Genomic DNA, 23,369 nt, shown 5'->3' with positions numbered 1-23,369 from the left:
ACCGGACGGCCGTCGGCGTCGGTGATCTCCGCGGTGCCGACGGCGCTGTCGACGTCGGCCGCGGTGAGCAGGCCGGACGCGAGCAGCGGCGCGCCCTCGGGAGGCAGCCGGCCGAGCATGGACACGTGCATCGTCAGCGTGGTGACGTAGCTGCCGGCGGGCAGCGTGGTGGATACGGCGCCGCTGAGCACCAGGTCGGCGAGCACCGGCACCGGGCCGACGCCCCGCAGCACCGTCGGGGGCAGCGCGGGGATGTGCGCGCGGACGTGCCCCGGTTCGGCGTGGTCCAGCAGCGTCCCGAACTCGCTGTGCACGGGCGCCAACGAGGAGCCCTCCCGAGCGATCACCCGGAACCTGTCCAGTGCCGTCATCCCCATGCGCGGCACCCTACGTCGGCGATCACCGACCGAGATCGCCGATCCGCCCGTGCTCGCGACCCGCGGCGAGATCCCCGCCACCGCCACTTCCACGCCGCAGGCAACCGCCTGGAGTTCTGCCGCCGATCAGCTGACCGCCCGCGGCGCGTACATGATCACGGCGACGCCGAGCAGGCAGATCGCGGCCCCGATCACGTCGAAGCGGTCGGGGCGGTAGCCGTCCACCACCATGCCCCAGGCCAGCGAGCCCGCCACGAACACGCCGCCGTACGCGGCGAGGATGCGCCCGAAGTTCGCCTCCGGCTGCAGCGTGGCCACGAACCCGTACGCCCCGAGTGCGACGATGCCGGCCCCGATCCACAGCGCGCCCCGGTGCTCCCGCACGCCCTGCCAGATCAGCCACGCCCCGCCGATCTCGGCCACGGCCGCGAGCACGAACAACACGATCGACCGCACCACCGTCACACGCACAGCACACCACCCCCCGCGGGTCGCCACGATCCGGCGCGCGAGTCGACACACCGCGCCCGCGAGTCATCACGGTCCGGTGCGCGAGTGGACACGGTCCGGTGGCCGATCGCGGCCCGCGGCATCGGCCGATCGCCACACTCGCCCCGATGCGCCGACCCGCGGAGGCGTGGTGAGGCAGGATCGAGTCGTGCGCTCCCACCCCGTCGCCCCCGTGCCCGATCGCCTCTTCGCCGACGACGAGCGCGAGCAGCGCTGGCGGGCCCGCTTCACCGCCACGCGCATGTCGCGCCCGGCCTGGGCGCGCGACGCCCCCGACCGCAGCCTCTACACGTCCAACGCGAGCGGCACCACCGAGGTGTACGCGTGGGACCGCGCCACCGACCTGCACCGCAAGGTCACCGACCGCAAGAGCGGCACCCACACCGCCACCCTCCCGCCCGACGGCGAGACGATCTGGTGGTTCGCCGATTCCGACGGTGACGAGCTCGGCCACTGGGTCGCCGAGCCCTTCGGCGGCCTGCCCGACGGCGCGTCCGCCGAGCCGGCCGTGCCGGGTGTCGAGGACGGCTACTCCGCAGGTCTGGAGATCGGCCGCGCAGTGGTCGCCATCGGCACGTCCACCGACGACGGCACGAAGATCTGGCTCCGCCGCGGCGACGGCCCGGCGGAGGTCGTCTACGCGAACGCCGAGGATGCGGGCGTCGGCGCGCTGTCGGAGGACGAGACGCTCCTCGCGATCAGCCACTCCGAGCACGGCGACTCGCGCCACCCCGACGTCCGGGTGGTCCGGGTGAGCGACGGCAGCACCGTCGCGGAGAAGTCCGACGGCCCGGGGAAGGGACTGAGCCCGCTGGCGTTCGCCCCGGTCGCCGGCGACGGGAGGCTGCTCCTGCTGCACGAGCGCCACGGCCGCGAGGAGCTGTTGATCTGGGACGTCCTCACCGACACCGAGACGGAGCTGGACCTCGGCCTGCCCGGCGAGCTCATGGCCGACTTCTCCCCCGACGGCTCGTTCCTGCTGATCTGGCACACCCACGCGGCGCGCACCCGCCTGCACCGCTACGACCTGGCCACCGGCGAGCTCACCGAGCTCCCCGTGGCGCCGGGCTGCGTGGGCTCCGCCGACGTGCGGCCCGACGGCACCGTCGAGTACACGTGCTCGTCGGCCGCCGAGCCGTCCACGGTCCGGGCCCTGCACCCCGACGGCACCGACCGGGTGCTGCTCACCCCACCCGGTGAGCGCGCGCCGGGATCGGTGCCGGTCGAGGACCTCTGGGTGGGTGACGTGCACGCGCTCGTGGCGCGCCCGACCGGCGTCGAGGGACCGGCGCCCACCGTGTTCGCCCTGCACGGCGGTCCCCACGTGGCCGACGAGGACCGGTTCTCCCCGGTGCGCGCCGTCTGGGTGGACGCCGGGTTCGTGGTCGTCGAGGTCAACTACCGGGGCTCGACGGGCTACGGCTCGCCCTGGCGCGACGCCATCGAGGGCAGGCCCGGAACCACCGAGCTGGAGGACGTGGCCGCGGTGCTCGACCACTGCGTCGCCACCGGGATCAGCGACCCCGCGCGATGCGTGGTGGAGGGCTGGTCGTGGGGCGGCTACCTGGCGCTGCTGGCCGTCGGGACGCAGCCGGAGCGCTGGGCCGCGGGCCTCGCAGGCGTGCCGGTGGCCGACTACCTCGCGGCCTACGAGGACGAGATGGAGCAGCTCCGCGCGTTCGACCGAGCGCTGTTCGGGGGCTCTCCGGAGGAGAAGCCCGACGTCTACCGCACGGCGTCACCGCTGACCTACGTCGACGCGGTGCGCGCGCCGGTCCTCGTGCTGGCCGGGGAGAACGACCCGCGCTGCCCGATCCGGCAGATCGACAACTATGTCGACGCGCTCGCCGCCCGCGGTGACGCGGACAACGGCGGGGTGGCCTACGAGGTGAGCCGCTTCGACGCGGGCCACGGGAGCCTCGTGGTGGACGAGACGCTGAAGCACATCGCCACGGAGGTGGACTTCGCGCGGCGCGCAGTGGGCTGACGCCCTCGTGCGCGGAGACCGCCGCCGGGGCGATGGTCTCCGCGCACGAGGGGTGGAGCCGCGGATCAGACGGTCGCCTTGAGCACGACGTCGACGTTGCCGCGGGTGGCCTTCGAGTAGGGGCACACCTGGTGGGCGCCCTCGACGAGCTCGTCGGCCTGGGCCTGGTCGAGGCCGGGCAGGTGGGCGGTGATCACCGCGCTGATGGCGAAGCTCGTGTCGTCGGGGCTGAGGCTGACGGCGGCGTCGATCGTGGCGTCGTCGGGAACCTTGACGCCCTTGTTCTTCGCGACCAGGCGCATCGCGCCGTGGAAGCAGGTGGCGTACGCCGCCGCGAAGAGCTGCTCGGGGTTGGTGGCGCCACCGGGGCCGCCCAGCGCCGGCGGCATCTTCAGGTCCTGGTCGATGATGCCGTCCGAGGAACGGACGCGGCCGTCCCGCCCGCCGCCGGACGAGGTCGCCTCTGCCGTGTAGATCGCTTCCGCCATGGGTCTGTGTCCTCTCGTGCAATTATGTTGTGCCCAACGTATCGTTGCCGAGGGCCGCTGTCACGACCCTGTAGCAATGACGCAACACACCCCGAGAAGGATGGGGAGCGTCCCCGAGGAGGTGGTCGCCGTGGTGCTCTGGCGCGTACATGTGGAGCTCGAAGATCGTCCGGGACGGCTGGGCGAGCTCGCCACCGCTGTGGGTACCGCGGGGTGCAACATCATCTCCCTGCACGTGGTGGGCGAGCCCGCCGACGACGGCTCCGTCACCGACGAGCTACTGGTCCGCGTACCGGATCCGGTCGACCCCACCGCCCTCGTGGACGCCGTCGAGAAGGCAGGCATCCCCTGCACCCTCCTGGTGCGGGCCGACGCCACCGAGCTGTCCGACCCCGCCACCACCGCGCTCGCGCTGGCGCGGATGGTCGCGGCCGACCCCGGCAGCGCCCCCCGGGCCGTGGCCACCATGCTCCGCGCCCGTCTCGTCGATCCCGCGGCCGTCGACCCGGCAGGCCACATCCACACCCTCCGCGTCGGCGCCCAGCAGCTGCGGCTGGGCCGCGCGTGGCCGTTCACGGCCACCGAGCTGTCACGGGCCGCCGCGCTGCTGGAGCTCGCCACCCAGCTGGCGATGCGCGCGCCGGCCACGGTGCAGTCCACCGATCGGATCCTGCTGCTGCGCGACGGCTCCGAGGTCCGGATGCGCCCCGCCGGCCCGTCCGACGCCCCGCTCGTGGCGGCCCTGCACGCGCGCTGCTCCCCCGAGGCCCGGCGCTCGCGGTTCCTCAGCCCGACACCGCGTCTCGCCTCCGGCCAGCTCGACGAACTGCTGCACGGCGAGACCGGCACCGGGCAGGCCGTCGTGGCCGTCACCTCCGACGGCGGCAGCGCCGTGGGCCTGGCCAACCTCGACCTGCACGGCGACGGCTCCGCCCGCTTCGCCCTCCTCGTGGAGAACGCCTGGCAGGGCCGCGGGCTGGGCACCGCGCTGCTGCGGCGCGTGTCCGACATGGCCACCGAGCAGGGCGTCCAGGCACTGACCGGGATCGCGCGCCCCGACGAGCTGGGCGTCACGCGGCTGCTGCGCCGGGCCGGGCTGCGGCCGTCGGCCGAGATCGTCGACGGCGAGGTGCGGGTGCACGCGCCGCTGCCCGCCCCGGCCGCGAGCGGGACCTGACCGCAGCGGTCGTCCTGGGGCCAGACCGGTCCCGTCGCCCGAACTCGCACCCCCGGTCCGTGTCGACTGCGCACCGTCTCGTGTCGACTCACGCACCGTCTAATGTCGACCCGCGACGGCACGCGGACGGCCGCGGACCCCGAGGAGGCCGCGGCCGTCGTCGAGCTCGCGTCGGGTCAGATCTCGATGCGCTCGCCGGTGTCGCCGGCGAACAGGTGCAGCCGCGCGTCGCTGGGCGCCAGGTGCAGGATCGCACCCTTCTCCGGGACGTTGCGGCCGTCGACGCGGGCGATCACCGCGCGACGCTCGCCACCCATGTCCGTGCTGCCGTAGATGAAGGCGTCGGCGCCGAGCTCCTCGACGACCTCGACCTCCGTGGCCAGGCCCTGACCGGCGTCGACGATCTTCATGTCCTCGGGGCGGGCCCCGACGGTGACCGTGCGGGTGCCCCCGGCGGCGTCGGCGGCCTGCCGCGGCACACGGATCTCGGCGGCGCCGAAATGCAGGACGTCGCCCTCCATCTCCACCGGGAGCAGGTTCATGGCCGGCGAGCCGATGAACCCGGCGACGAACACGTTGGCCGGCTTGTCGTACATGGCCCGCGGCGTGTCGACCTGCTGCAGGATGCCGTCCTTGAGCACCGCGACGCGGTCGCCCATGGTCATGGCCTCGACCTGGTCGTGCGTGACGTACACGGTGGTGACACCGAGCCGGCGCTGCAGCGACGCGATCTGGGTGCGGGTGGAGACGCGCAGCTTGGCGTCCAGGTTGGACAGCGGCTCGTCCATGCAGAACACCTGCGGCTGCCGGACGATCGCACGACCCATGGCGACGCGCTGGCGCTGGCCACCGGAGAGGGCCTTGGGCTTGCGGTCGAGGTACTCCGTGAGGTCGAGGATCTTGGCGGCCTCCGCGACCCGCGCGGCGATGGTCGCCTTGGACTCGCCGGCGATCTTGAGCGCGAAGCCCATGTTGTCGCCGACCGTCATGTGCGGGTAGAGCGCGTAGTTCTGGAAGACCATCGCGATATCGCGGTCCTTCGGGGGGACGCGCGTGACGTCGCGGCCGCCGATCAGGATCGATCCCTTGTCGATGTCCTCGAGCCCCGCGAGCATGCGCAACGAGGTGGACTTGCCGCATCCGGACGGGCCGACGAGTACGAGGAACTCGCCGTCGGCGACCTCGAGGTTGAGGTCCTCGACCGCGGGCTTCGTGGAGCCCGGGTAGACGCGATAGGCATGGTCGTACGTGACAGCAGCCATTGCTGTGGTCCTTCCCACCGGCAGGAACGTGCCGGACGATCCGAGTGTGAGGGCGCTCGCACTGTGTCATGTGCCGCCGTCCAAGGGAAGCCTCAGCCGTCCGGTGCGCGGGAGAACGGCGCCCCGGTGGTGCCCCGGACCACCAGTCGCGTGGGCACCACGACGTCGACCGGCTCGACGCTGCGGCCGTCGAGGATGTCCAGCAGCAGCCGGGACGCGGCGGCGCCCTGGTCCGGCACCGGCTGGGCGACGGTGGTGAGGTCGACGACCGAGGCCATCTCGTGGTCGTCTATGCCGATCACCGATATCCGCCCGGGCACGGGGATGCTGGCGCGGCGCAGGGTGCGCAGCGCGCCGATGGCCAGCTCGTCGTACTCGGCGAACACGGCCGTGGGGAGGGTCGGCCCGGCCATCAGCGCCGTCATGGCCTGCGCGCCGCCCTCGATGCCGTATTCGCCCGACACCACGAGGTCCTCCCGGAAGGCGATGCCCGCCGACTCCAGCGCCTGACGGAAGCCGGCTCGCCGGGCCCGCGAGGAGAGGAAGCCGAACCCGCGGTCGTCCTCGTCACCGGCGATCATGGCGATCTCCTCGTGCCCCTGGTGGATCAGGTGGTACACCGCCTGCCGCACGGCCGCGGCGTCGTCGATGCGGACGCCGGCCACCCCGGGCAGCCGCGCCCCGAGGGTCACCAGCGGCATGTCGAGAGCCCGCAGTGCGAGCGTGTGCTCCTCGTTCAGCGGGAGCGAGAGGGTGAGCACGGCGTCCACCCGGCGGGCCAGCGGCATGCGCTCGAAGAAGCGGTCGCGGGAGTCGGGGCTGCCGAGGTGGTAGAGCAGCACGTCGTAGCCGGCCTCGTGCAGGACGTCGTACGCGCCCGCCACCGCAGTGGCGAAGAACCACCGCGTGACGAACGGGACGACGACGCCGATCGTCCGGGTGCGGCCCGACGCAAGGCCGGAGGCCTGCGGCGATGCGCTGTAGGACAGCTCGCGGGCGGCCTCGAGGACCCGCTGCCTCGTGGCCGCCGAGACGTTGTCGTGGCCCCGCAACGAACGGGAGACGGTGGCGGGCGAGACCCCGGCCAGCGTGGCGACGTCGATGATGCCGGCGTGCCTGGGGCGCTGGGCCCGCGATGGCTGCACATCCTCCGACATACGCCCTTCCCACTCTGTCAGGGTTCATCCGTTCGGCGGTACGGCAACCCTAGTTGTGCAAGCGTTTTCAGTACAGCTCCGACGTGATCGAGCCCGTCCTGCCCGCTTTAAGGTCACGAAAAGGAAACGCTGCCTTCACCTCTGTACCAAGGTAGTGATCCGTGACACTCTACGGTCCGCAAACGCTGTCCCCCATCCTCGGCCGGGGACACCGCTGAAGGCCCCAACGAAGGGAACGCCGATGCGCCGCAGGCCACTCGCGGTCGGAGCCATGCTGGCTGCCACCGCCCTCCTCGTCACCGCGTGTGGGGGTGGTGGATCGAGCAGCGGCAGTGGAGCCGGCGCGGCGGCGCTGGACGGCGTCGGTCCGATCACGCTCGTGCAGGGCAAGGACACCTCCAACTTCGTCCAGGGCCGGCTCGACGCGTGGAACGCGCAGCACCCGGACCAGAAGGTCACGCTCATCGAGCTCCCCGAGGACGCCGACGCCCAGCGTTCCCAGATGATCCAGAACGCCAACGCCAAGTCCGACGCCTACGACGTGCTCGCCGTCGACAACGTCTGGACCGCGGAGTTCGCGGCCAACCGCTACATCGTCGAGCTGCCGCAGGACCAGTTCCCCCAGACCGCCGACTTCCTGCCACCGGTGATCGACTCGGCGAAGTACAAGGACAAGCTCTTCGCGATCCCCTACGCCTCCGACGGCGGGCTGCTCTACTACCGCACCGACCTGCTGAAGGCCGCGGGCATCACCGACCCGCCGAAGACGTGGACGGAGATGCAGGCCGACTGCACGAAGATCGCCGCCACCCCCGCGGGCGCCGGCGTCAACTGCTACGCCGGGCAGTTCCAGAAGTACGAGGGCCTCACGGTGAACTTCGCCGAGGCCGTCAACAGCTCGGGCGGTGTGATCACCGACAGCCAGGGCAAGCCCGACGTCAACACACCGCAGGCCAAGGCCGGCCTCGACTTCCTGGTGAACGCCTTCAAGAGCGGTGAGATCCCGAAGGAGGCCATCACCTACAAGGAGGAGGAGGCCCGCCGAGCCTTCCAGGAGGGCAAGCTCGTCTTCGAGCGCCAGTGGCCGTACATGTACACGCTGGCCGAGAAGACCGACGGCTCCTCGAAGGTGGCCGGCAAGTTCGCGGTGTCCCCGCTGCCCGGCCTGACCGGCCCGGGCGTCTCGAGCCTCGGCGGCCACGCGCTGGCGATCTCCACCTACTCGAAGAACAAGAAGACCGCGGCGGACTTCATCAACTTCTACACCAGCAAGGAGTCCAACACGATCCAGGTCAAGCAGGCATCGCTGGCGCCCGTCTACACGTCGATCTACGACGACACGAGCCTCCAGGCCACGCTGCCGTACCTGGCCACCCTCAAGGCGTCGATCCTCGGCGCCCAGGCCCGCCCGAAGGTCGTGCGCTACGGCGACGCGACGCTGGCCATCCAGGACGCCGCCTACGGGGCGATCCAGGGGCAGATGACCTCCGACCAGGCACTGAGCCAGCTGCAATCCAAGCTCGAGTCCCTGACCAACGGAAGCTGATCGTCACCGCACGGCCGAGAACACCGACAGACGGTTCGTGAGAGGGGCGGCGGGCGCGTGAGCCCGCCGCCCCTATCTCGCCGAAGGAGGGTCAGCATGGCAGTGGTCGAGGCGCCGCCACAGACGCCTGTTCCCAAGAAGGTGGCCAAGGCCACCGACACCCGAAAGCAGGGAGCGCTCGCGGCGAAGCTCCTGACGCCCACGATGGCGGTGCTGCTGCTCGTCATCGGGTATCCGATCCTCGCCGCCATCTACCAGTCGCTGTTCACCCAGGGCCAGAGCGTGGACGCCGACGGGTTCGTCGTCCAGGGCAGCCAGTTCGTCGGCCTCGACAGCTACGCCGCCATCTTCTCCGGCGACGTCGGGGCACGCTTCTGGAACGCCTTCTACAACACCACCTTCTTCACCGTCGTCTGCGTCGTCATCGAGGTCATCCTCGGCGTGGCCATGGCGCTGATCATGAACAAGGCCTTCAAGGGCAAGGGCCTCATCCGCGCGAGCATCCTCGTGCCCTGGGCGATCCCCACGGTCGTCTCGGCCAAGCTCTGGCAGTGGATCTTCGACGCCAACGGCATCGCCAACTCGATGCTGGGTCAGCAGATCCTCTGGGCCACCGACGGCCCCCAGGCCAAGCTCGCCGTCATCATCGCCGACACGTGGAAGACCGCGCCCTTCATCGCGCTGCTGGTGCTCGCCGGCCTGCAGGTGATCCCGGCCGAGGTCTACGAGGCCGCCAAGATCGACGGCGCCAACGCGTGGCGGCAGTTCTGGAGCATGACGCTCCCGCTGGTCAAGCCCGCACTGCTGGTGGCCGTGCTGTTCCGGCTGCTGGACAACCTGCGCATGTTCGACCTGCCCTTCGTGCTCATCGGGGCGCAGAAGCCGAGCGTCGAGACGATCTCGATCCTCGCCTACCTGGAGAACCAGAACTCGCGATACGGACCGGCCGCGGCCTACGCCTTCGTGCTGTTCCTCTACGTCGTCGTCGTGTCGTACGCGTTCGTGAAGCTCCTCGGAGCCGACGTCATCGGTGACAACCGCGCCAAGACCCCCACGGCCGGCGGCCGCCGCCGCGGTCTGCGCACCGTCGCGAAGGGAGCCACGCCGTGAGCAGCGGCACCATCGACACGACGAAGGGCACGGTCGGCGGGAGCACTCCGACGGCCGACATCGAGATCGTCCGGGCCAAGAAGAACTACGGCATGTGGGGCGCCTACGTCGGCATCGCCGCGATCATCGTCTACTGCCTGGCGCCGTTCTACTGGATGCTCGTCACCAGCCTGCGCCAGCCCAGCGACACCTTCTCCATCGCGCCGATCCCGGCGCCCGCGTCGTTCCAGAACTTCATCGACGTGTTCAACCCGGCCAACAACTTCGGCATCGCTCTGATCAACAGCGTGATCGTGGCCGGCGTCGTCACGGTCCTGACGCTGCTGATCGGAACGATCGCGGCCTACGCGCTGGCCCGGCTGGACTTCCGGTTCAAGAACGCCGCACTGGGAATCATCATCGCGTGCTCGATGTTCCCGGGCATCGCGATGGTCATCCCGCTGTTCCAGCTCTTCACGAACATCGGCTGGATCAACACCTACCAGGCGCTGATCATCCCGGCGATGTCGTTCGCGCTGCCGCTCGCGGTGTGGAACCTGACGGCGTTCTTCCGCCAGATGCCCGCCGAGCTGGAGGAGGCCGCCATGATCGACGGCTGCACCCAGGGGCAGGCGTTCCGCAAGGTGATCATCCCGATCGCCGCACCGGGCGTGTTCACCACCGCGATCATCGTGTTCGTGGCGGCGTGGAACGAGTACATCATCGCCCTGACGATGACCAACAAGGCCGCCTACCGCACGGCCACCGTTGCGGTCACGTTCTTCACCGGCACCACCGGCCGCGACATCCCGACGGGAACGATCATGGCCGCCGGAATGATCCTGACCATCCCGCTGATCATCATGGTGCTGATCTTTCAGCGCCGCATCGTGTCCGGGCTGACCGCCGGAGGGGTGAAGTCGTAAGTGCACTCTGAGAACTGGTGGCGTTCGGCCGTCATCTACCAGGTCTACATCCGCAGCTTCGCCGACGGCGACGGGGACGGGCTCGGCGACATCGCCGGGCTCCGTTCCCGGCTCGGCCACATCGCGTCCCTCGGGGTGGACGCCATCTGGATCAACCCGTGGTATCCGTCGCCGATGGCCGACGCCGGGTACGACGTGATCGACTACCGCGACGTCGAGCCCCGGTTCGGCACGCTCGCCGACGCCGAGGCGCTCGTCACCGAGGCGCACGAGCACGGCCTGCGGGTGCTGCTCGACATCGTGCCCAACCACACCTCCGACCGGCACCCGTGGTTCGCCGAGGCCCTGGCCACGGGGCCGGCCTCGGCGGCGCGGGAGCGCTACATGTTCCGTCCCGGACGCGGGGAGAGCGGCGAGCTCGCCCCCAACGACTGGGTGAGCACCTTCGGCGGCCCGGCCTGGACGCGCGTGGTCGAGCCCGACGGGCAGCCCGGCGAGTGGTACCTGCACCTGTTCGCACCCGAGCAGCCCGACGTCAACTGGGAGCACGCCGACGTCCGCGGCGACTTCGCCGACACCCTGCGGTTCTGGTTCGACCGCGGTGTCGACGGGTTCCGTATCGACGTCGCCCACTCGCTGATCAAGGAGCCCGGGCTGCCGGACGTGGGCGATCTCGTCTACCCGCGCAAGTACGTCGAGGTGGACGGCGAGTTCGTGCTTCCACCGTGGAGCCCGCACCCGCACTGGGACCGCGACGAGGTGCACGAGGTCTACCGGGAGTGGCGCGCGATCGCCGACTCCTACTCGCCGCCGCGCGTGTTCGTCGCCGAGGCGTGGGTGGACGAGCCGGAGCGGCTCTCCCACTACCTGCGTCCCGACGAGCTGCACACGGCGTTCAACTTCGGGTACCTGGTGGCCCCGTGGAGCGGCCCGGAGATGCGCAAGACCATCGACGAGACGCTGGCCGAGCACGGCACGGTCGGGGCGCCGCCCACGTGGGTGCTGTCCAACCACGACGTCGTGCGGCACCTCTCGCGGTACGCGCGCGCGGAGCAGATCCCTGGCCGGCACCGGCTCCGCGAGCTGCTGGACATGCCCTACGACCTCGCCGTCGGGGAGCGGCGGGCCCGGGCCGCGCTGCTGCTCACGCTCGGCCTGCCCGGCGGCGCCTACGTCTACCAGGGCGAGGAGCTGGGCCTGCCCGAGGTGGAGGACCTGCCCGACGAGGTGCTCCAGGACCCCACGTGGGAGCGCTCGGGGCACACCGACCGCGGCCGCGACGGCTGCCGCGTGCCGATCCCGTGGTCGGGCGACGCCCCGCCCTACGGCTTCACGACCGCCGCGACGACGTGGCTGCCGCAGCCGGAGGACTGGGCCCCGCTCACCGTCGCGACCGAGAGCGGCGATCCCGCGTCGATGCTCGAGCTCTACCGGCAGGCCCTGCACCTGCGCCGGGCCACCAAGGAGCTGGGCGACGGTCCGATGGCGTGGCGGACCGAGGCCGGCGAGGACGTCCTGGCCTTCGACCGCGGCGAGGGTTTCGCGTGCGTGGTGAACACGGGTTCGACGCCGGTACCGCTGCCCGCCGGCGCCACGGTGCTGCTCGCCAGTGGCGACCTGACCGCTGACGGGGGCCTTCCCGGGGACACGGCGGTGTGGCTTAAGCCGTGACCGGCCCGGTCCGACCGGCACGCTGCCCGTGGTCGCTGACTCGCGCACCGTCCCGTGTCGACTCGCGGAGTGGGGGCGGCGGCGCAGAGCGGCCCCCGTCCCGGGGAGGGGACGGGGGCCGGCGTGCAGCCGGGTCGGTCAGAGGTTGACCGGCTTGGCGGCACCCGCGCGAACGTTCTTCTCGATCCGGTCGCCGATGCCCTTGTCGATGTTCTTCCAGTACTCGAACGCCCGGAGCAGGATCGGCTCCGAGACGCCGCCGAGCAGGTGCCCGGAGACGTTGCCCACGAGCCGGTCACGCGCGGCGTCGTCGAGGACCTCGCGGACCATCGTGCCCGCCTGGCCCCAGTCGTCGTCCTCGGCGTGCAGTGTGTACGCGGAGCGCACCATGTCGCCGTCGGCGTACCAGAGGCCGGAGTCGTCGGTCAGCGCCGGGTTGGCGTGCGGGCCGTTGTACGAGTTCGGCGCGTACACGGGGTCGGACACGTTGTCGACGCGCATGGCGCCGTCCTTGCTGTAGCTGTTCACCGGCACGATCGGCCGGTTCACCGGGATCTGCTTGTAGTTGACGCCCAGCCGGGCGCGGTGCGCGTCGGCGTAGGAGAAGCCGCGGCCGAGCAGCATCTTGTCCGGGGACAGGCCGATGCCGGGGACCAGGTTGTTCGGCTCGAAGGCCGCCTGCTCCATCTCGGTGTGGTAGTCGGTGACGTTGCGGTTCAGCGTCAGCTTGCCGACCTTGATCAGCGGGTAGTCGCCGTGCGGCCAGGTCTTGGTGAGGTCGAAGGGGTTGAACCGGTAGGTCTTCGCCTCCTCGAACGGCATGACCTGCACGTACAGCGTCCACGACGGGAAGTCGCCGGCCTCGATGGTGTCGTAGAGGTCGCGCTGGTGGTAGTCGCCGTCCTCGCCCGCGAGCTTGTCGGCCTCGGCCTGCTCGATGAACTCGATGCCCTGGTCGGTCTTGTAGTGGTACTTGACCCAGAACTTCTCGCCCTGCGCGTTGACCCACATGTAGGTGTGGCTCGAGTAGCCGTTCATGTGGCGCCAGCTGCGCGGGATGCCGCGGTCGCCCATCAGCCAGCTCAGCATGTGCGCCGACTCGGGCTGCAGCGTCCAGAAGTCCCACTGCATGTCGTTGTCGCGCAGGTTGTTGGCCGCGCGGCGCTTCTGGGAGCGGATGAAGTGCTGGAACTTGAGGGGGTCGCGAATGAAGAAGATCGGCACGTTGTTGCCGACCATGTCGTAGTTGCCCTCGCTGGTGTAGTGCTTGAGGGAGAAGCCACGGGGGTCGCGCCAGGTGTCGGGGCTGCCGCGCTCGCCGGCGACGCTGGAGAAGCGGATCAGCGTGTCGACCTTGACGCCGGGCTGGTACAGCGCGGCGCGGGTGTACGCGCTGACGTCCTCGGTGGTCTCGAAGTACCCGAACGCGCCACCACCCTTGGCGTGCGGCTGACGCTCCGGGATGCGCTCGCGGTTGAACGCCGCCATCTGCTCGATGAGGTAGTGGTCCTGCAGCAGGATCGGACCATCGGCGCCCAGCGTCAGCGAGTGCTCGTCGCTCGCGACGGGCGCACCACCGTCGGTCGTCGTATGACGCGGTTCCGTTGCGGTCACGTTGTCTCCTTCGTGTGGCGGTTCTCGGCGTTCTGGCAGTCAGGGCAGAGCCCCCAGAAGACGACCTCGGCCTCGTCGAGCAGGTAGCCGGCATCGTCGCTGGGGGTGAGGCAAGGGCGGGCACCGATGGCGCAGTCGACGTCGGTGGTCCGTCCGCAGGAACGGCATACCAGATGGTGATGGTTGTCACCTGTGCGAGTCTCAAAACGAGCGGGCGAGCCCGCGGGCTCGATCCGTCGCACGAGGCCGGCGTCCGCGCAGGCGGCGAGGACGTCGTAGACAGCCTGGGTCGAGACCTTGCCCAATCTCGACCGGGTCATCCGGGCCACCACCTCCGCGGTGGCGTGTGGATGCTCCGCCAGCACCTCCAGCACCGCGAGTCGCGGTGCCGTCACGCGCAGGCCCGCGTCCCGGAGACGTTGGGCGTTATCGGCTGCAGAAACCATCAGAGCCCTAGCTGACCAGCTTTTCTGGAATGAGTCAAGTTTTGGGCGCAACCCGGTCGAGTGCTGTCGGTGCCCGGGTCCACGATGTGAGCGTCGACCGGACGACGGGGCCGCCTCGTCGACCGGCAGCGCCTGCGCCCGGTCCTCGTCGTCCCGTCGTGCGCGGGTGCGGTGTTCCGGACGGTCGCGATGTGGGTCGTCGGCGCGGGATGGGGTCGTCAGCGCGCCGGCTCCCGAGCACTCCCGCGGCCTCGCCACCGGCCTGCACGGCTCGTCCATCACGGTGGGGGCGGCGACCGCCACGCCGCCGGCGGGCTGCTGATCGACGTCGGTCAACCGCCCTCGCCGTGCTCGTCGTCGGGGCCGTGGGCATCGCCGTCGCTGGGGCGGCCGCGCTGCTCCCCCGGCGGCGGGACCCCCGCGACGAGCAGCGCTCTCGTCGGAACCTAGGCGACGGGAGTGCCGCTCGTCGGAGGAGGCGTCGGCGTCTCAGCCGTCTCTCAACCGATCTCGGGCACACTCGACGGCGATGAGCGAGCTTGCGAGCGAGTCCGTGTCACAGTGCCCGCGCCGCCGAGGGAGCTTGCGACCGAGCCCGTCGACACCGCGTCCCGACGTTCCGTCCGAGCGCAGCGAGGGCGTGCGATGAGCGCACCGCCGGCCACCACCCCGCCCCCACCGCCCCCGGCACTGCCGCACCGCCGGGCCCGGCACGCGCTGCGCTACGTGGTGGCGGTCGTGTTCACGCTGGTCGTGGCCGTGATCGCGCTCCCCGACCGGATCCTCGAGCTGGACCGGCGCAGCCCCTTCGCCCAGATCGTCTCGTTCCGCCCGTGGGTCCTCGCCGGGATCCTCGTCCTGGTCGTGCTGCTCGCAGTGATGATGCGGTTCGACCGTCGGGTCTGGCCGTTCGTCGCCGGGGCCCTCGTCGTGCTGTTGATCGGCGTCGGCGTCACCGTGCCCCGCACGATCGCCGAGCCGGTGCCCGCCGGCGGCACCCCGCTGAAGGTGCTCGCCTTCAACACCTACGAGGGCAGCGCCGACGTCCAGGCGCTCGCGGCGCTGATCCGCACCGACCAGCCCGACATCCTCTCACTGGAGGAGGCGGGCGCCCGGTTCTCCGCGAAACTCGCCCCGCTGATCGAGCCGCTCGGCTACCGGCTCTACCCCTCCAACCCCGACCGCGGCCGCCGGGAGCAGGACGTCAACAACGTCACGGCCGTGGTGTCGAGCCGGCTCGGCACCGTCACCGTCGACATCGGACACGAGACGTCGACGTTCCCGTACGTCCAGGTCACGGGCGGCGGGCTGGGCACGCTGCGGTACGTGGTGTTCCACTCGGTGGCGCCGGTGCCCGGCTCCGTGCCGAACTGGGTCTCGGACATGCTGCTGCTGCAGAAGTGGTGCGCGGGCGGCACGCCGGCGATCGTCGCGGGCGACTTCAACGCCACGGACGACCACTCGGCGTTCCGCGAGGGCATGACGGGTTGCGGCGACGCGGCGCTGCAGCGCGGCGAGGGCCTGACGCCGACGTGGGGCCCGTTCACACTGGGCCCGGCCGTGCGCGACGCCGGGGGCCCGCAGATCGACCACGTGCTCTCGACCGGTGGGATCACCGCGGAGGCCTGGGAGGCGCACGACATCGCCCACAGCGACCATCGCGCGATCACGGCCACCCTGCGGCTGCCGGGTTGATCCCGCTCAGCGCACGGCCAGCGGCGTCGCGACCTCGCGGGCCCAGGTGGCGAACGTGCGCGCGGGCCGCCCGGTGATCGTCTCGACGGAGTCGGTGACGGTGGCGGGCAGGCCGTCGGCCGCGGCCCAGTGGGGGAGCAGGGAGTCGACCACGAACTCGGGCATCGAGGCCGCGAGGAAGGCGCGTGTGTCGTCGGGGGCGACCGGCTCGATCCGGACCTCCCGGCCCAGGGCCGCGGCGAGCTGCTCCACCTGCTCGCGACGGGTCAGGGACGCGGGCCCGGTCAGCTGCGGCGCGGTGCCGTCGTGGGGCCCGCCGGGGCCGGCGAGCAGCACCACCACGGCGGTGTCGGCGATGTCGCGCTCGTCGATCGACGCGTCGCCCGACTCCGGGTAGGGCAGCCGCACCACCCCGTCGCCGAGGATCGCGGGGAGCCACTGCCGCGCGTTGCCGTCGAAGCCGCCCGGCCGCAGCATCGTGGAGGCGAACCCGGCCGCGCGGACGGCGTCCTCGACGGCGCGGTGGTTGTCGCCGATCCGGTTCGGGCCGCTCTCCAGCACCGACGACGACGACAGCACCACCACCTGCTCCACGCCCGCGTCGGTGGCCGCCGCGACGAACGCGTCCACTCCGGACGGCTCGGCGTAGAGGAACACCCGGTCGACGCCCGCGAGCGCCGGGGGCAGCGTCTCGGGCCGGGCGAGGTCCACGAGCGCCGTCTCCACCCCCTCGGGTGGGCTCAGCGCCTCGGGCTCACGGCCGGACAGCCGGACCGGCACCCCGGCGGCGAGCAGGCCGGCGACGACACCACGGGCCACGGAACCGCGTCCACCCGTCACAAGAACAGTCATGGGACATCCTCAAATCTTGTAGTCGCTACAAGATTAGCCCTCCACCAAGGAACCTGGCTAGCCTGATCCCGTGTCCGCCCCGACGGGCCGCCGGGAGCGCAAGAAGCAGCTCACCCGCCAGGCCATCTCCGACGTCGCCACCAGGCTGTTCCTGGAGCGCGGGTTCGACGCCGTGACGGTCGCCGAGATCGCCGCAGCGGCCGACGTGGCCGTGCAGACGGTGTTCAACCACTTCCCGGCGAAGGAGGACCTCTTCTTCGACGACCGGCTCTGGGTCGTGGGCCCCGCCGAGGCCGTGGCCGGCGCACCCGGTGAACCGGTGGACGAGGTCCTGCGCAGCCACTACCGCACGACGCTGGCCGCCCTCCGGGCGAAGGACTACCTGCCGACCTACGCGCGCTTCCAGCACACGGTCGCGGCCAGCCCCGCCCTGCGGGCCCGGCGCGCGGAACTGGTCACGGAGATGCAGAACCTGCTGGCCGGGGCGCTGGCCGGAGGGCAGCCGGGCTGGCGCCACCGGCTCGTGGCGGCCCGGTTCACCGCGGTGCGGCAGGTGCTGGACGCGGAGCTCCTGCGGCGCCTCGACGAGCACCCGGACGCCCCCGACGCGGTACTCGACGGCCTGGCCGCGGTGCTCGACGAGGCATTCGCCGGGCTCGACCCCGACTGAGCCGACGTCGCAGCCCGCCGGGTGTGCTCACAGCCCGCCGACACCCTGCGAGGACGCAGCGCGGGCTGCGAAGACGCTGCGCGGGCTGCGAGGACGGTCAGCCGGTCGCGGACAGCCCCGCCCCGGGCTCGTCGACGAAGACCTCCTCGAGCGCGAACGACTCGATGTCGAGGACGAAACCGCGGACGCGGGTCTCGGGCACGAGGAACGGGTCGTGCCGCAGCTGAGCCATGTCGCGGCGGACGCTGACGCCCGGGTCGCGGAACGCGTGGGTGCGCCACGACGGCCGCATCCCGACCTCGTGGGCGAGCTCCTCGCTGAAGTCGTCGTCGGTGAACGTGCCCAGGCCGCAGCCGGAGTGCTGGACGATCAGGATGTCGCGCGTCTGCAGCTTGCGCTGGCTGATCGTCAGCGAGCGGATCACGTCGTCGGTGACCACACCGCCCGCGTTGCGCAGCACGTGCACCTCGCCGAGCTGCATCCCGAACAACGCGAACACGTCGATGCGAGAGTCCATGCAGGTCAGCAGTGCGGTGTGCAGTGCCGGCGGGACGGCGAGTCCCTCGGCGTTGGCGGCGGCCAGGTGCCCGCCGCCCGCCTCGTACCGGCGTAGGAGTTCCTCGAAAGCCATCGGCGTTCTCCGTTTCCCAGGGCTACAGCGTAGCTGCGACCGTCTCCGCGATCTCGTAGGTGTTGAGCGCCGCACCCTTGCGCAGATTGTCGCCACAGACGAACAGCTCGAGCGTCCTGGGGAAGTCCAGCGCCTGCCGGATGCGGCCCACAGTGGTGGGGTCGCCGCCGACGGTCCGCGCCGGGGTCGGCCACTCCCCCGCGGCCGGGTCGTCCTGCAGCACGATGGTGGGCTGCGCCGCGAGTACCTTGCGGGCGGCCTCAGCCGACACCTCGCGCGTGAACGTGGCGTGCACCGACAGCGCATGGGTGGTGATCACCGGGACGCGCACGCAGGTGGCCGACACCTTGAGGTCGGCGATGCCCAGGATCTTGCGCGACTCGTTGCGGACCTTCAGCTCCTCGGAGCTCCAGCCGTCGTCCTTGAGCGAGCCGGCCCACGGCACGACGTTCATCGCCAGCGGCGCCGGGAACGGGGACTCCGCGGGCAGGCCCGCAGCAGTGATCGCCTCGGCCACGTCACCGGCCCGCTTGCCCAGGTCCTTGCCCGCGACGGCGGCGAGCTCGGCCTGCAGCCGGTCGATACCGGGCTGGCCCGCACCCGACGCGGCCTGGTACGACGCGACGACCAGCGCCTCGAGCCCGAACTCCCGGTGCAGCGCCCCCATCGCGGCCATCATCGACAGCGTGGTGCAGTTGGGGTTGGCGATGATGCCCTTGGGCCGGTTGGCGGCCTCGTCGGCGTTCACCTCGGGCACCACGAGCGGCACCTCGGGGTCCATCCGGAACGCGCCGGAGTTGTCGACGGCGACGGCGCCCCGGGCTGCCGCGATCGGCGCCCACTCGGCGCTGATCTCGTCGGGCACGTCGAACAGGGCGATGTCGACGCCGTCGAAGACCTCGGGTGCCAGCGCCTGCACGGTGACGTCCTCGCCGCGCACGCGGATGACCTTGCCGGCCGAGCGGGCCGAGGCGACGAGCCGGATCTCCGACCACGGCACGGCCTCCCGCGCGTCGATGATCTCGATCATGGTGGTGCCGACGGCACCGGTGGCGCCGACGATCGCGACAACAGGTCCTGTGCTCATCGTCCGCTCCCCGCGTGCACCACGGCTTGCTCGTCGCCGCCGAGCTCGAAGGCGTCGTGCAGGGCCTTGACCGCGACGTCGAGCTGGTCGACCCGACAGATCACGGAGATCCGGATCTCCGAGGTGTTCATGGTCTCGATGTTGATGCCGGCCTTGGACAGGGCCTCGCAGAACGTGGCCGTGACGCCCGGGTGGTTGCGCATCCCGGCGCCGATCAGCGAGACCTTGCCGACCTCGTCGTCGTGGATCAGCTCCGCGTACCCGATCTCGGCATGGGCCGCGCCGAGCGCCGCGACGGCCCGGGCGCCGTCGGTGCGGGGCAGCGTGAACGTGATGTCGGTGCGCCGGTCGGACACGTGGCTGATGTTCTGCAGCACCATGTCGATGTTGATGTCGGCGTCCGCGACCGTCCGGAAGATCCGGGCCGCCACGCCGGGGGTGTCGGGCACCCCCGTGATGGTGATCTTGGCCTCGGACCGGTCGTGCGCGACCCCGGTGATGATCGCGTTCTCCAACGGAATCTCCTCGATCGAGCCGGTGACGAGCGATCCCGGCTTGTCGTTGTACGAGCTGCGGACCCGCAGCGCGACGTTGTAGCGGCGGGCGTACTCGACGGCCCGCAGGTGCAGGACCTTCGCGCCGCACGCGGCCATCTCCAGCATCTCCTCGTAGGTGATGCGGTCGAGGCGCTGGGCGTCGGGGACGATGCGCGGATCGGCACTGAAGATGCCGTCCACATCGGTGTAGATCTCGCAGACGTCGGCCTTCAGGGCGGCCGCGAGCGCCACCGCCGTGGTGTCGGAGCCACCGCGGCCGAGCGTGGTGACGTCCTTCGTGGACTGGCTGACGCCCTGGAAGCCGGCCACCAGCACGATCGAGCCCTCGCCGAGGGCATCCTGCAGGCGATGCGGGTTGACCTGCACGATCCGCGCGTCACCGTGCTTGGACGTGGTGATCATCCCGGCCTGCGAGCCGGTGAAGGAGCGGGCCTGCGCCCCGAGGGAGTGGATGGCCATCGCCACCAGCGCGTTGGAGATGCGCTCACCCGCGGTGAGCAGCATGTCCATCTCGCGCGGAGGCGGGGCCGGGGAGACCTGCTCCGCGAGGTCGAGCAGCTCGTCGGTGGTGTCGCCCATCGCGGAGACCACCACGACGACGTCGTTGCCCTCCTTGTGCGTGCGCACGATCCGCTCGGCGACCTTTTTGATGCGATCCGCATCCTGCACCGAGGAACCGCCGTACTTCTGCACGACGAGGGCCACCGCCGACCTCCTGTACCGGCACGACCCGCAGGTCGTGCCCACCGCGTTCACCGCCACGGGGCGGCCCGCGCGGTGAGGCGCGGCGCTCCGCCTCGGGCGCTGGTCGGGGTCTCACGATACCGGGACGGCGGTGCGTCGCCGATCGGAATGACCCAGCCCACAGCATCCACGGGCAGCTCGCCCGACCAGCACGGTGTTGATGCCCCGTCCGGGTGAATATCAACGAATCAGACGCCCGGCGCACGCGGGTTGTCCTATGTCCGGTTCCCGATTTGTCCCCCGCACCAGCGGAGGGGTGAGTGGCGGATCGACCGCTGGCGCGTGTTCACCGTCACGGAAGTCGGGCACCTGCGGGCTCGCTGCGCCGCGTGTCACCTCGCATCGCGGTCTCGAGACGGTCGTTGAGGCGGCAACCGCCCCTGACGGCTCCCCACGACATGCCCGTCGTCCGCTCAGGCGTGGAGAGAGGACAATCGATGCCCGCTCATCGCAGAGCGCCCGCAGTCGTGGACGACGCGCAACCCCGTGAGGTGGGCCGCCGTCGGTTCCTGGGCTACCTGATCGCCGCCCCCACCCTCGCGGTCGCGGCAGGCGGGGCCTGGGAGCTCCTCAAGCCCGACGACGCCAACGCTGCCATCCCGTCGCCCCCGCAGCCGTCCGACGCCTACGACCTCGGCGACCTGCAGAACGACGCCGCGCTGCCCACCGCGTACCTGATCAAGATCGTCATCAACGAGGACGGCACGGCGTCGTTCGCCATGCCGCGCGCCGAGGTGGGTCAGGGCATCACCACCACCGTCGCGATGATGATCGCCGAGGAGCTCGACCTCCCGCTGGAGAAGGTCAAAGTCTCCCTCGCCGACGCCCGGCCCGAGCTGCTGCTCAACCAGCTCACCGGCGGCTCGAACTCGGTGCGCAGCCTCTACATCCCGGTCCGCACCGCCGCGGCGCTCGCCCGCCAGCAGCTGCTGCTCGCCGCGTCGAAGCAGCTGGGCGTGCCCGTGGAGAACCTCACCACGGCCGCAGGCAACATCACCGGCCCGACCGGCCAGGCGCTGAGCTACGGCTCGCTCGCCGTGCCCGCCGCGTCGTCGACGCTGACGTCGACCTCGGTGGTGCTCAAGCCGGCGTCGAAATTCTCGCTTCTCGGCACGCCGCAGAACCGCATCGACGCGCTCGACATCGTCACCGGCCGCAAGCAGTTCGCGATGGACCTCGACGTGGTCGCGGACGCCAAGCCGACGATGGTGGCCCGACCGCCGACGATCAACGGCAAGCCCGAGAAGGTCAACAACATGGCCGCGGTGCTGGCCATGCCCGGCGTCACCGACGTCGCGATGATCACCTACGGCGTGGCGATCCGCGCCGAGACGTTCGGCCAGTGCATCGACGCGATCCAGATCATCGACGTCACCTGGGCGGGCGGCACCGTCGACGGGCAGTCCGACGCGACCGTGGAGAAGAAGCTCAAGGCCGCGCAGCTGCCGCTGGCCGTGCCGAACGTGCTGACGCAGTCGGTCGACACCGAGATCACCTTCGCCTTCGCCAGCAACTCGCCGCTGGAGCCCGGCTGCGCCGTCGCCGACATCAAGGGCGGCACGGGCGAGATCTGGTGCAGCCTCAAGGTGCCGATCTGGGCCAAGGAGAACATCGAGCAGGAGCTGGGCATGATCCCCGGCTCGCTCACCGTGCACGTCGTGCAGGGCGGTGGCTCGTTCGGGCGGCACCTGTTCCACGACGTCGCACTCGAGGCCGCGCAGGCGTCCAAGAAGATGGGCAAGCCCGTCAAGCTGATGTGGACGCGCACCGACGACTTCCGTCAGGGCCGCACCCACCCGATGTCCGTCGCGCGGGTTCGTGCGACCTACGCGCTGGGCAACGTGGTCAGCTACGAGCAGCGCCACACCAGCGTCCGCACGGACTTCACCCACGGCCTCGGCGAGGTCCTCACCGCCACGGCCGCGAAGTCCCCGCTCGTCGGCAACTACTCGTTCGCGCAGTCGATCTTCCTGCTCACCCAGTCGTCGCCGTACAACTTCGGCGTCACGACGCAGCTGCTCAACGAGGTCGACCTCGGCTACAACACCGGCAGCATGCGCAACATCTACTCGCCGAACACCGTGACGGCCGAGGAGCTCGTCGTCGACCAGCTGGCCGAGCGCATGGGCAAGGACCCGGTGGAGTTCCGCAAGTCCTTCATCAAGGACGAGCGCCTCAAGGCCGTGCTGGAGAAGGCGGCCGACGAGGGCGAGTGGGGCCGGTCGCTGCCCGACGGCGTCTTCCAGGGCATCGCGCTGCACGGCGAGTACCGCGGCGCATGCTGCGCCCTCGTCGAGCTGGACTGCCGTCCGGAGACGGTCAACCGGCAGATCAAGGACGCCGTCACCGGCCCGCGGGTCACCCGGGCGACGCTCGTGGTGGACGTGGGGCTGGCGCTCAACCCGCGCGGCCTCGAGGCGCAGATGCTCGGCGGCATGAACGACGGCATCGCGCTGGCGCTCACGTCCAGCCTGCACATGAAGGACGGCATCCCGCTCGAGGGCAGCTGGGACAACTACTTCTACACCCGGCAGTGGAACACGCCGCCGGAGATGAAGGTCGTCATCATGCCGCCCACCACCGGCGAGCCCGGCGGCGCGGGCGAGCTGGGTGTCGCACCGTCGATGGCCGCGGTGGCCTGCGCGTACGCCCGGTCGATCGGGCAGATCCCCACCTACTTCCCGATCAACCACGGGACGCTGAGCTTCGAGCCCTACCCGGTGGTGCCCTCGTCGCCGAACTCGCCCACCGACGGTCTCACGAACCCGCTCTAGGAGCCCCCGTGTCCACACACGTGTTCAACGTCAACGGCCAGCGCGTCTCCGTCGAGTGCGACGACAGCGTCCGGCTGCTCTGGGTGCTGCGCGACCTGCTCGGCATCCA

The 23,369-nt window shown here is 71.1% G+C and carries 20 protein-coding genes and 1 pseudogene; 10 read left to right on the top strand and 11 right to left on the bottom strand.

Going from position 1 to position 23,369, the window contains the following annotated elements:
* Positions 1-377, bottom strand: a 377-nt coding sequence (locus JWR81_RS05605) for a hypothetical protein (RefSeq protein WP_297647520.1), incomplete at its 3' end; no start/stop codon positions are given.
* A gap of 126 nt (positions 378-503) precedes the next feature.
* Positions 504-842: a YnfA family protein gene (locus JWR81_RS05600; RefSeq protein ID WP_297647517.1), complete on the bottom strand. Its 339-nt coding sequence runs from the start codon at positions 840-842 to the stop codon at positions 504-506.
* A 193-nt stretch (positions 843-1,035) separates the two neighbouring features.
* On the opposite strand from JWR81_RS05600, the gene JWR81_RS05595 reads away from it, so the two are divergent.
* On the top strand, positions 1,036-2,874 hold the full coding sequence (locus JWR81_RS05595) for a prolyl oligopeptidase family serine peptidase (protein ID WP_297647515.1): 1,839 nt from the start codon (positions 1,036-1,038) through the stop codon (positions 2,872-2,874).
* Positions 2,875-2,939: 65 nt separating this feature from the next.
* On the opposite strand, the gene JWR81_RS05590 is transcribed toward JWR81_RS05595, so the two are convergent.
* A complete protein-coding gene (locus JWR81_RS05590) occupies positions 2,940-3,362 on the bottom strand; it encodes an organic hydroperoxide resistance protein (protein WP_297647512.1) in 423 nt (140 codons plus the stop codon).
* 100 nt (positions 3,363-3,462) lie between these two features.
* On the opposite strand from JWR81_RS05590, the gene JWR81_RS05585 reads away from it, so the two are divergent.
* Entirely contained in the window at positions 3,463-4,539 is a 1,077-nt protein-coding gene (locus tag JWR81_RS05585; RefSeq protein ID WP_297647458.1) for a GNAT family N-acetyltransferase, read from the top strand.
* A 176-nt stretch (positions 4,540-4,715) separates the two neighbouring features.
* On the opposite strand, the gene JWR81_RS05580 is transcribed toward JWR81_RS05585, so the two are convergent.
* Both JWR81_RS05580 and JWR81_RS05575 read right to left on the bottom strand, forming a co-directional pair.
* Complete coding sequence (locus JWR81_RS05580; RefSeq protein ID WP_297647455.1) at positions 4,716-5,801, bottom strand: ABC transporter ATP-binding protein; 1,086 nt, start codon at positions 5,799-5,801, stop codon at positions 4,716-4,718.
* 92 nt (positions 5,802-5,893) lie between these two features.
* Complete coding sequence (locus JWR81_RS05575) at positions 5,894-6,958, bottom strand: LacI family DNA-binding transcriptional regulator (RefSeq protein WP_297647452.1); 1,065 nt, start codon at positions 6,956-6,958, stop codon at positions 5,894-5,896.
* A gap of 271 nt (positions 6,959-7,229) precedes the next feature.
* On the opposite strand from JWR81_RS05575, the gene JWR81_RS05570 reads away from it, so the two are divergent.
* From JWR81_RS05570 to JWR81_RS05555, 4 genes are all read left to right on the top strand, one after another.
* Positions 7,230-8,504 carry an ABC transporter substrate-binding protein gene (locus tag JWR81_RS05570; protein ID WP_297647449.1) on the top strand — a complete coding sequence of 425 codons (1,275 nt, stop codon included), beginning with the start codon at positions 7,230-7,232 and terminating at the stop codon, positions 8,502-8,504.
* Between the two features lie 96 nt (positions 8,505-8,600).
* Positions 8,601-9,614, top strand: a complete 1,014-nt coding sequence (locus JWR81_RS05565) for a carbohydrate ABC transporter permease (RefSeq protein WP_297647446.1) — start codon at positions 8,601-8,603, stop codon at positions 9,612-9,614.
* Positions 9,611-10,519, top strand: a complete 909-nt coding sequence (locus JWR81_RS05560; RefSeq protein WP_297647443.1) for a carbohydrate ABC transporter permease — start codon at positions 9,611-9,613, stop codon at positions 10,517-10,519. Before JWR81_RS05565 ends, JWR81_RS05560 begins: the two co-directional genes overlap by 4 nt.
* A complete protein-coding gene (locus JWR81_RS05555) occupies positions 10,520-12,190 on the top strand; it encodes a glycoside hydrolase family 13 protein (RefSeq protein WP_297647431.1) in 1,671 nt (556 codons plus the stop codon).
* A gap of 138 nt (positions 12,191-12,328) precedes the next feature.
* Here the strand turns inward: JWR81_RS05555 and JWR81_RS05550 are convergent, their stop codons facing one another.
* Together JWR81_RS05550 and JWR81_RS05545 are read right to left on the bottom strand one after the other, a co-directional pair.
* A complete protein-coding gene (locus JWR81_RS05550; protein WP_297647429.1) occupies positions 12,329-13,804 on the bottom strand; it encodes a catalase in 1,476 nt (491 codons plus the stop codon).
* The gene (locus tag JWR81_RS05545; protein WP_297647523.1) at positions 13,801-14,250 is read right to left on the bottom strand and encodes a Fur family transcriptional regulator; all 450 of its coding nucleotides are present in this window, start codon (positions 14,248-14,250) and stop codon (positions 13,801-13,803) included. The genes JWR81_RS05550 and JWR81_RS05545 overlap by 4 nt, the downstream gene beginning before the upstream one ends.
* 645 nt (positions 14,251-14,895) lie before the next feature.
* On the opposite strand from JWR81_RS05545, the gene JWR81_RS05540 reads away from it, so the two are divergent.
* Positions 14,896-15,945, top strand: coding sequence for an endonuclease/exonuclease/phosphatase family protein (locus tag JWR81_RS05540; RefSeq protein ID WP_297647426.1), 1,050 nt, complete (start codon positions 14,896-14,898; stop codon positions 15,943-15,945).
* 6 nt (positions 15,946-15,951) lie between these two features.
* Here the strand turns inward: JWR81_RS05540 and JWR81_RS05535 are convergent, their stop codons facing one another.
* The gene (locus JWR81_RS05535) at positions 15,952-16,797 is read right to left on the bottom strand and encodes an NAD(P)H-binding protein (protein WP_297647423.1); all 846 of its coding nucleotides are present in this window, start codon (positions 16,795-16,797) and stop codon (positions 15,952-15,954) included.
* Positions 16,798-16,867: 70 nt separating this feature from the next.
* Between JWR81_RS05535 and JWR81_RS05530 the strand changes: the two genes are divergently transcribed.
* A complete protein-coding gene (locus JWR81_RS05530) occupies positions 16,868-17,467 on the top strand; it encodes a TetR/AcrR family transcriptional regulator (RefSeq protein WP_297647420.1) in 600 nt (199 codons plus the stop codon).
* A gap of 97 nt (positions 17,468-17,564) precedes the next feature.
* Here the strand turns inward: JWR81_RS05530 and JWR81_RS05525 are convergent, their stop codons facing one another.
* From JWR81_RS05525 to JWR81_RS05515, 3 genes are read right to left on the bottom strand one after another with little or no spacing between them, the layout of a single operon-like run.
* Positions 17,565-18,098 carry a carbonic anhydrase gene (locus JWR81_RS05525; RefSeq protein WP_297647417.1) on the bottom strand — a complete coding sequence of 178 codons (534 nt, stop codon included), beginning with the start codon at positions 18,096-18,098 and terminating at the stop codon, positions 17,565-17,567.
* A 22-nt stretch (positions 18,099-18,120) separates the two neighbouring features.
* Positions 18,121-19,185, bottom strand: a complete 1,065-nt coding sequence (locus tag JWR81_RS05520; RefSeq protein ID WP_297647414.1) for an aspartate-semialdehyde dehydrogenase — start codon at positions 19,183-19,185, stop codon at positions 18,121-18,123.
* Positions 19,182-20,447, bottom strand: coding sequence for an aspartate kinase (locus tag JWR81_RS05515; protein WP_297647411.1), 1,266 nt, complete (start codon positions 20,445-20,447; stop codon positions 19,182-19,184). Before JWR81_RS05515 ends, JWR81_RS05520 begins: the two co-directional genes overlap by 4 nt.
* A gap of 476 nt (positions 20,448-20,923) precedes the next feature.
* On the opposite strand from JWR81_RS05515, the gene JWR81_RS05510 reads away from it, so the two are divergent.
* Together JWR81_RS05510 and JWR81_RS05505 are read left to right on the top strand one after the other, a co-directional pair.
* Positions 20,924-23,260, top strand: a complete 2,337-nt coding sequence (locus tag JWR81_RS05510) for a molybdopterin cofactor-binding domain-containing protein (protein ID WP_297647408.1) — start codon at positions 20,924-20,926, stop codon at positions 23,258-23,260.
* Positions 23,261-23,268: 8 nt separating this feature from the next.
* Positions 23,269-23,369: pseudogene (locus tag JWR81_RS05505) on the top strand ((2Fe-2S)-binding protein); the annotation flags it as partial.

Origin of the sequence: Pseudonocardia sp. (assembly GCF_025965585.1) — a bacterium.
Lineage (GTDB): Bacteria > Actinomycetota > Actinomycetes > Mycobacteriales > Pseudonocardiaceae > Pseudonocardia.
The sequence above is the reverse complement of the archived record's forward strand: the minus strand, read 5'-3'. Positions and strand labels throughout refer to the sequence as shown.

Coding starts and splice junctions, on each gene's coding strand:
- JWR81_RS05570 (WP_297647449.1), top strand. CDS start 7,230: ATGCTGGCTGCCACCGCCCTCCTCGTCACCGCGTGTGGGGGTGGTGGA.
- JWR81_RS05540 (WP_297647426.1), top strand. CDS start 14,896: ATGAGCGCACCGCCGGCCACCACCCCGCCCCCACCGCCCCCGGCACTG.
- JWR81_RS05545 (WP_297647523.1), bottom strand. CDS start 14,250: ATGGTTTCTGCAGCCGATAACGCCCAACGTCTCCGGGACGCGGGCCTG.
- JWR81_RS05575 (WP_297647452.1), bottom strand. CDS start 6,958: ATGTCGGAGGATGTGCAGCCATCGCGGGCCCAGCGCCCCAGGCACGCC.
- JWR81_RS05520 (WP_297647414.1), bottom strand. CDS start 19,185: ATGAGCACAGGACCTGTTGTCGCGATCGTCGGCGCCACCGGTGCCGTC.
- JWR81_RS05510 (WP_297647408.1), top strand. CDS start 20,924: ATGCCCGCTCATCGCAGAGCGCCCGCAGTCGTGGACGACGCGCAACCC.
- JWR81_RS05535 (WP_297647423.1), bottom strand. CDS start 16,797: ATGACTGTTCTTGTGACGGGTGGACGCGGTTCCGTGGCCCGTGGTGTC.
- JWR81_RS05590 (WP_297647512.1), bottom strand. CDS start 3,362: ATGGCGGAAGCGATCTACACGGCAGAGGCGACCTCGTCCGGCGGCGGG.
- JWR81_RS05565 (WP_297647446.1), top strand. CDS start 8,601: ATGGCAGTGGTCGAGGCGCCGCCACAGACGCCTGTTCCCAAGAAGGTG.
- JWR81_RS05525 (WP_297647417.1), bottom strand. CDS start 18,098: ATGGCTTTCGAGGAACTCCTACGCCGGTACGAGGCGGGCGGCGGGCAC.
- JWR81_RS05580 (WP_297647455.1), bottom strand. CDS start 5,801: ATGGCTGCTGTCACGTACGACCATGCCTATCGCGTCTACCCGGGCTCC.
- JWR81_RS05585 (WP_297647458.1), top strand. CDS start 3,463: ATGGGGAGCGTCCCCGAGGAGGTGGTCGCCGTGGTGCTCTGGCGCGTA.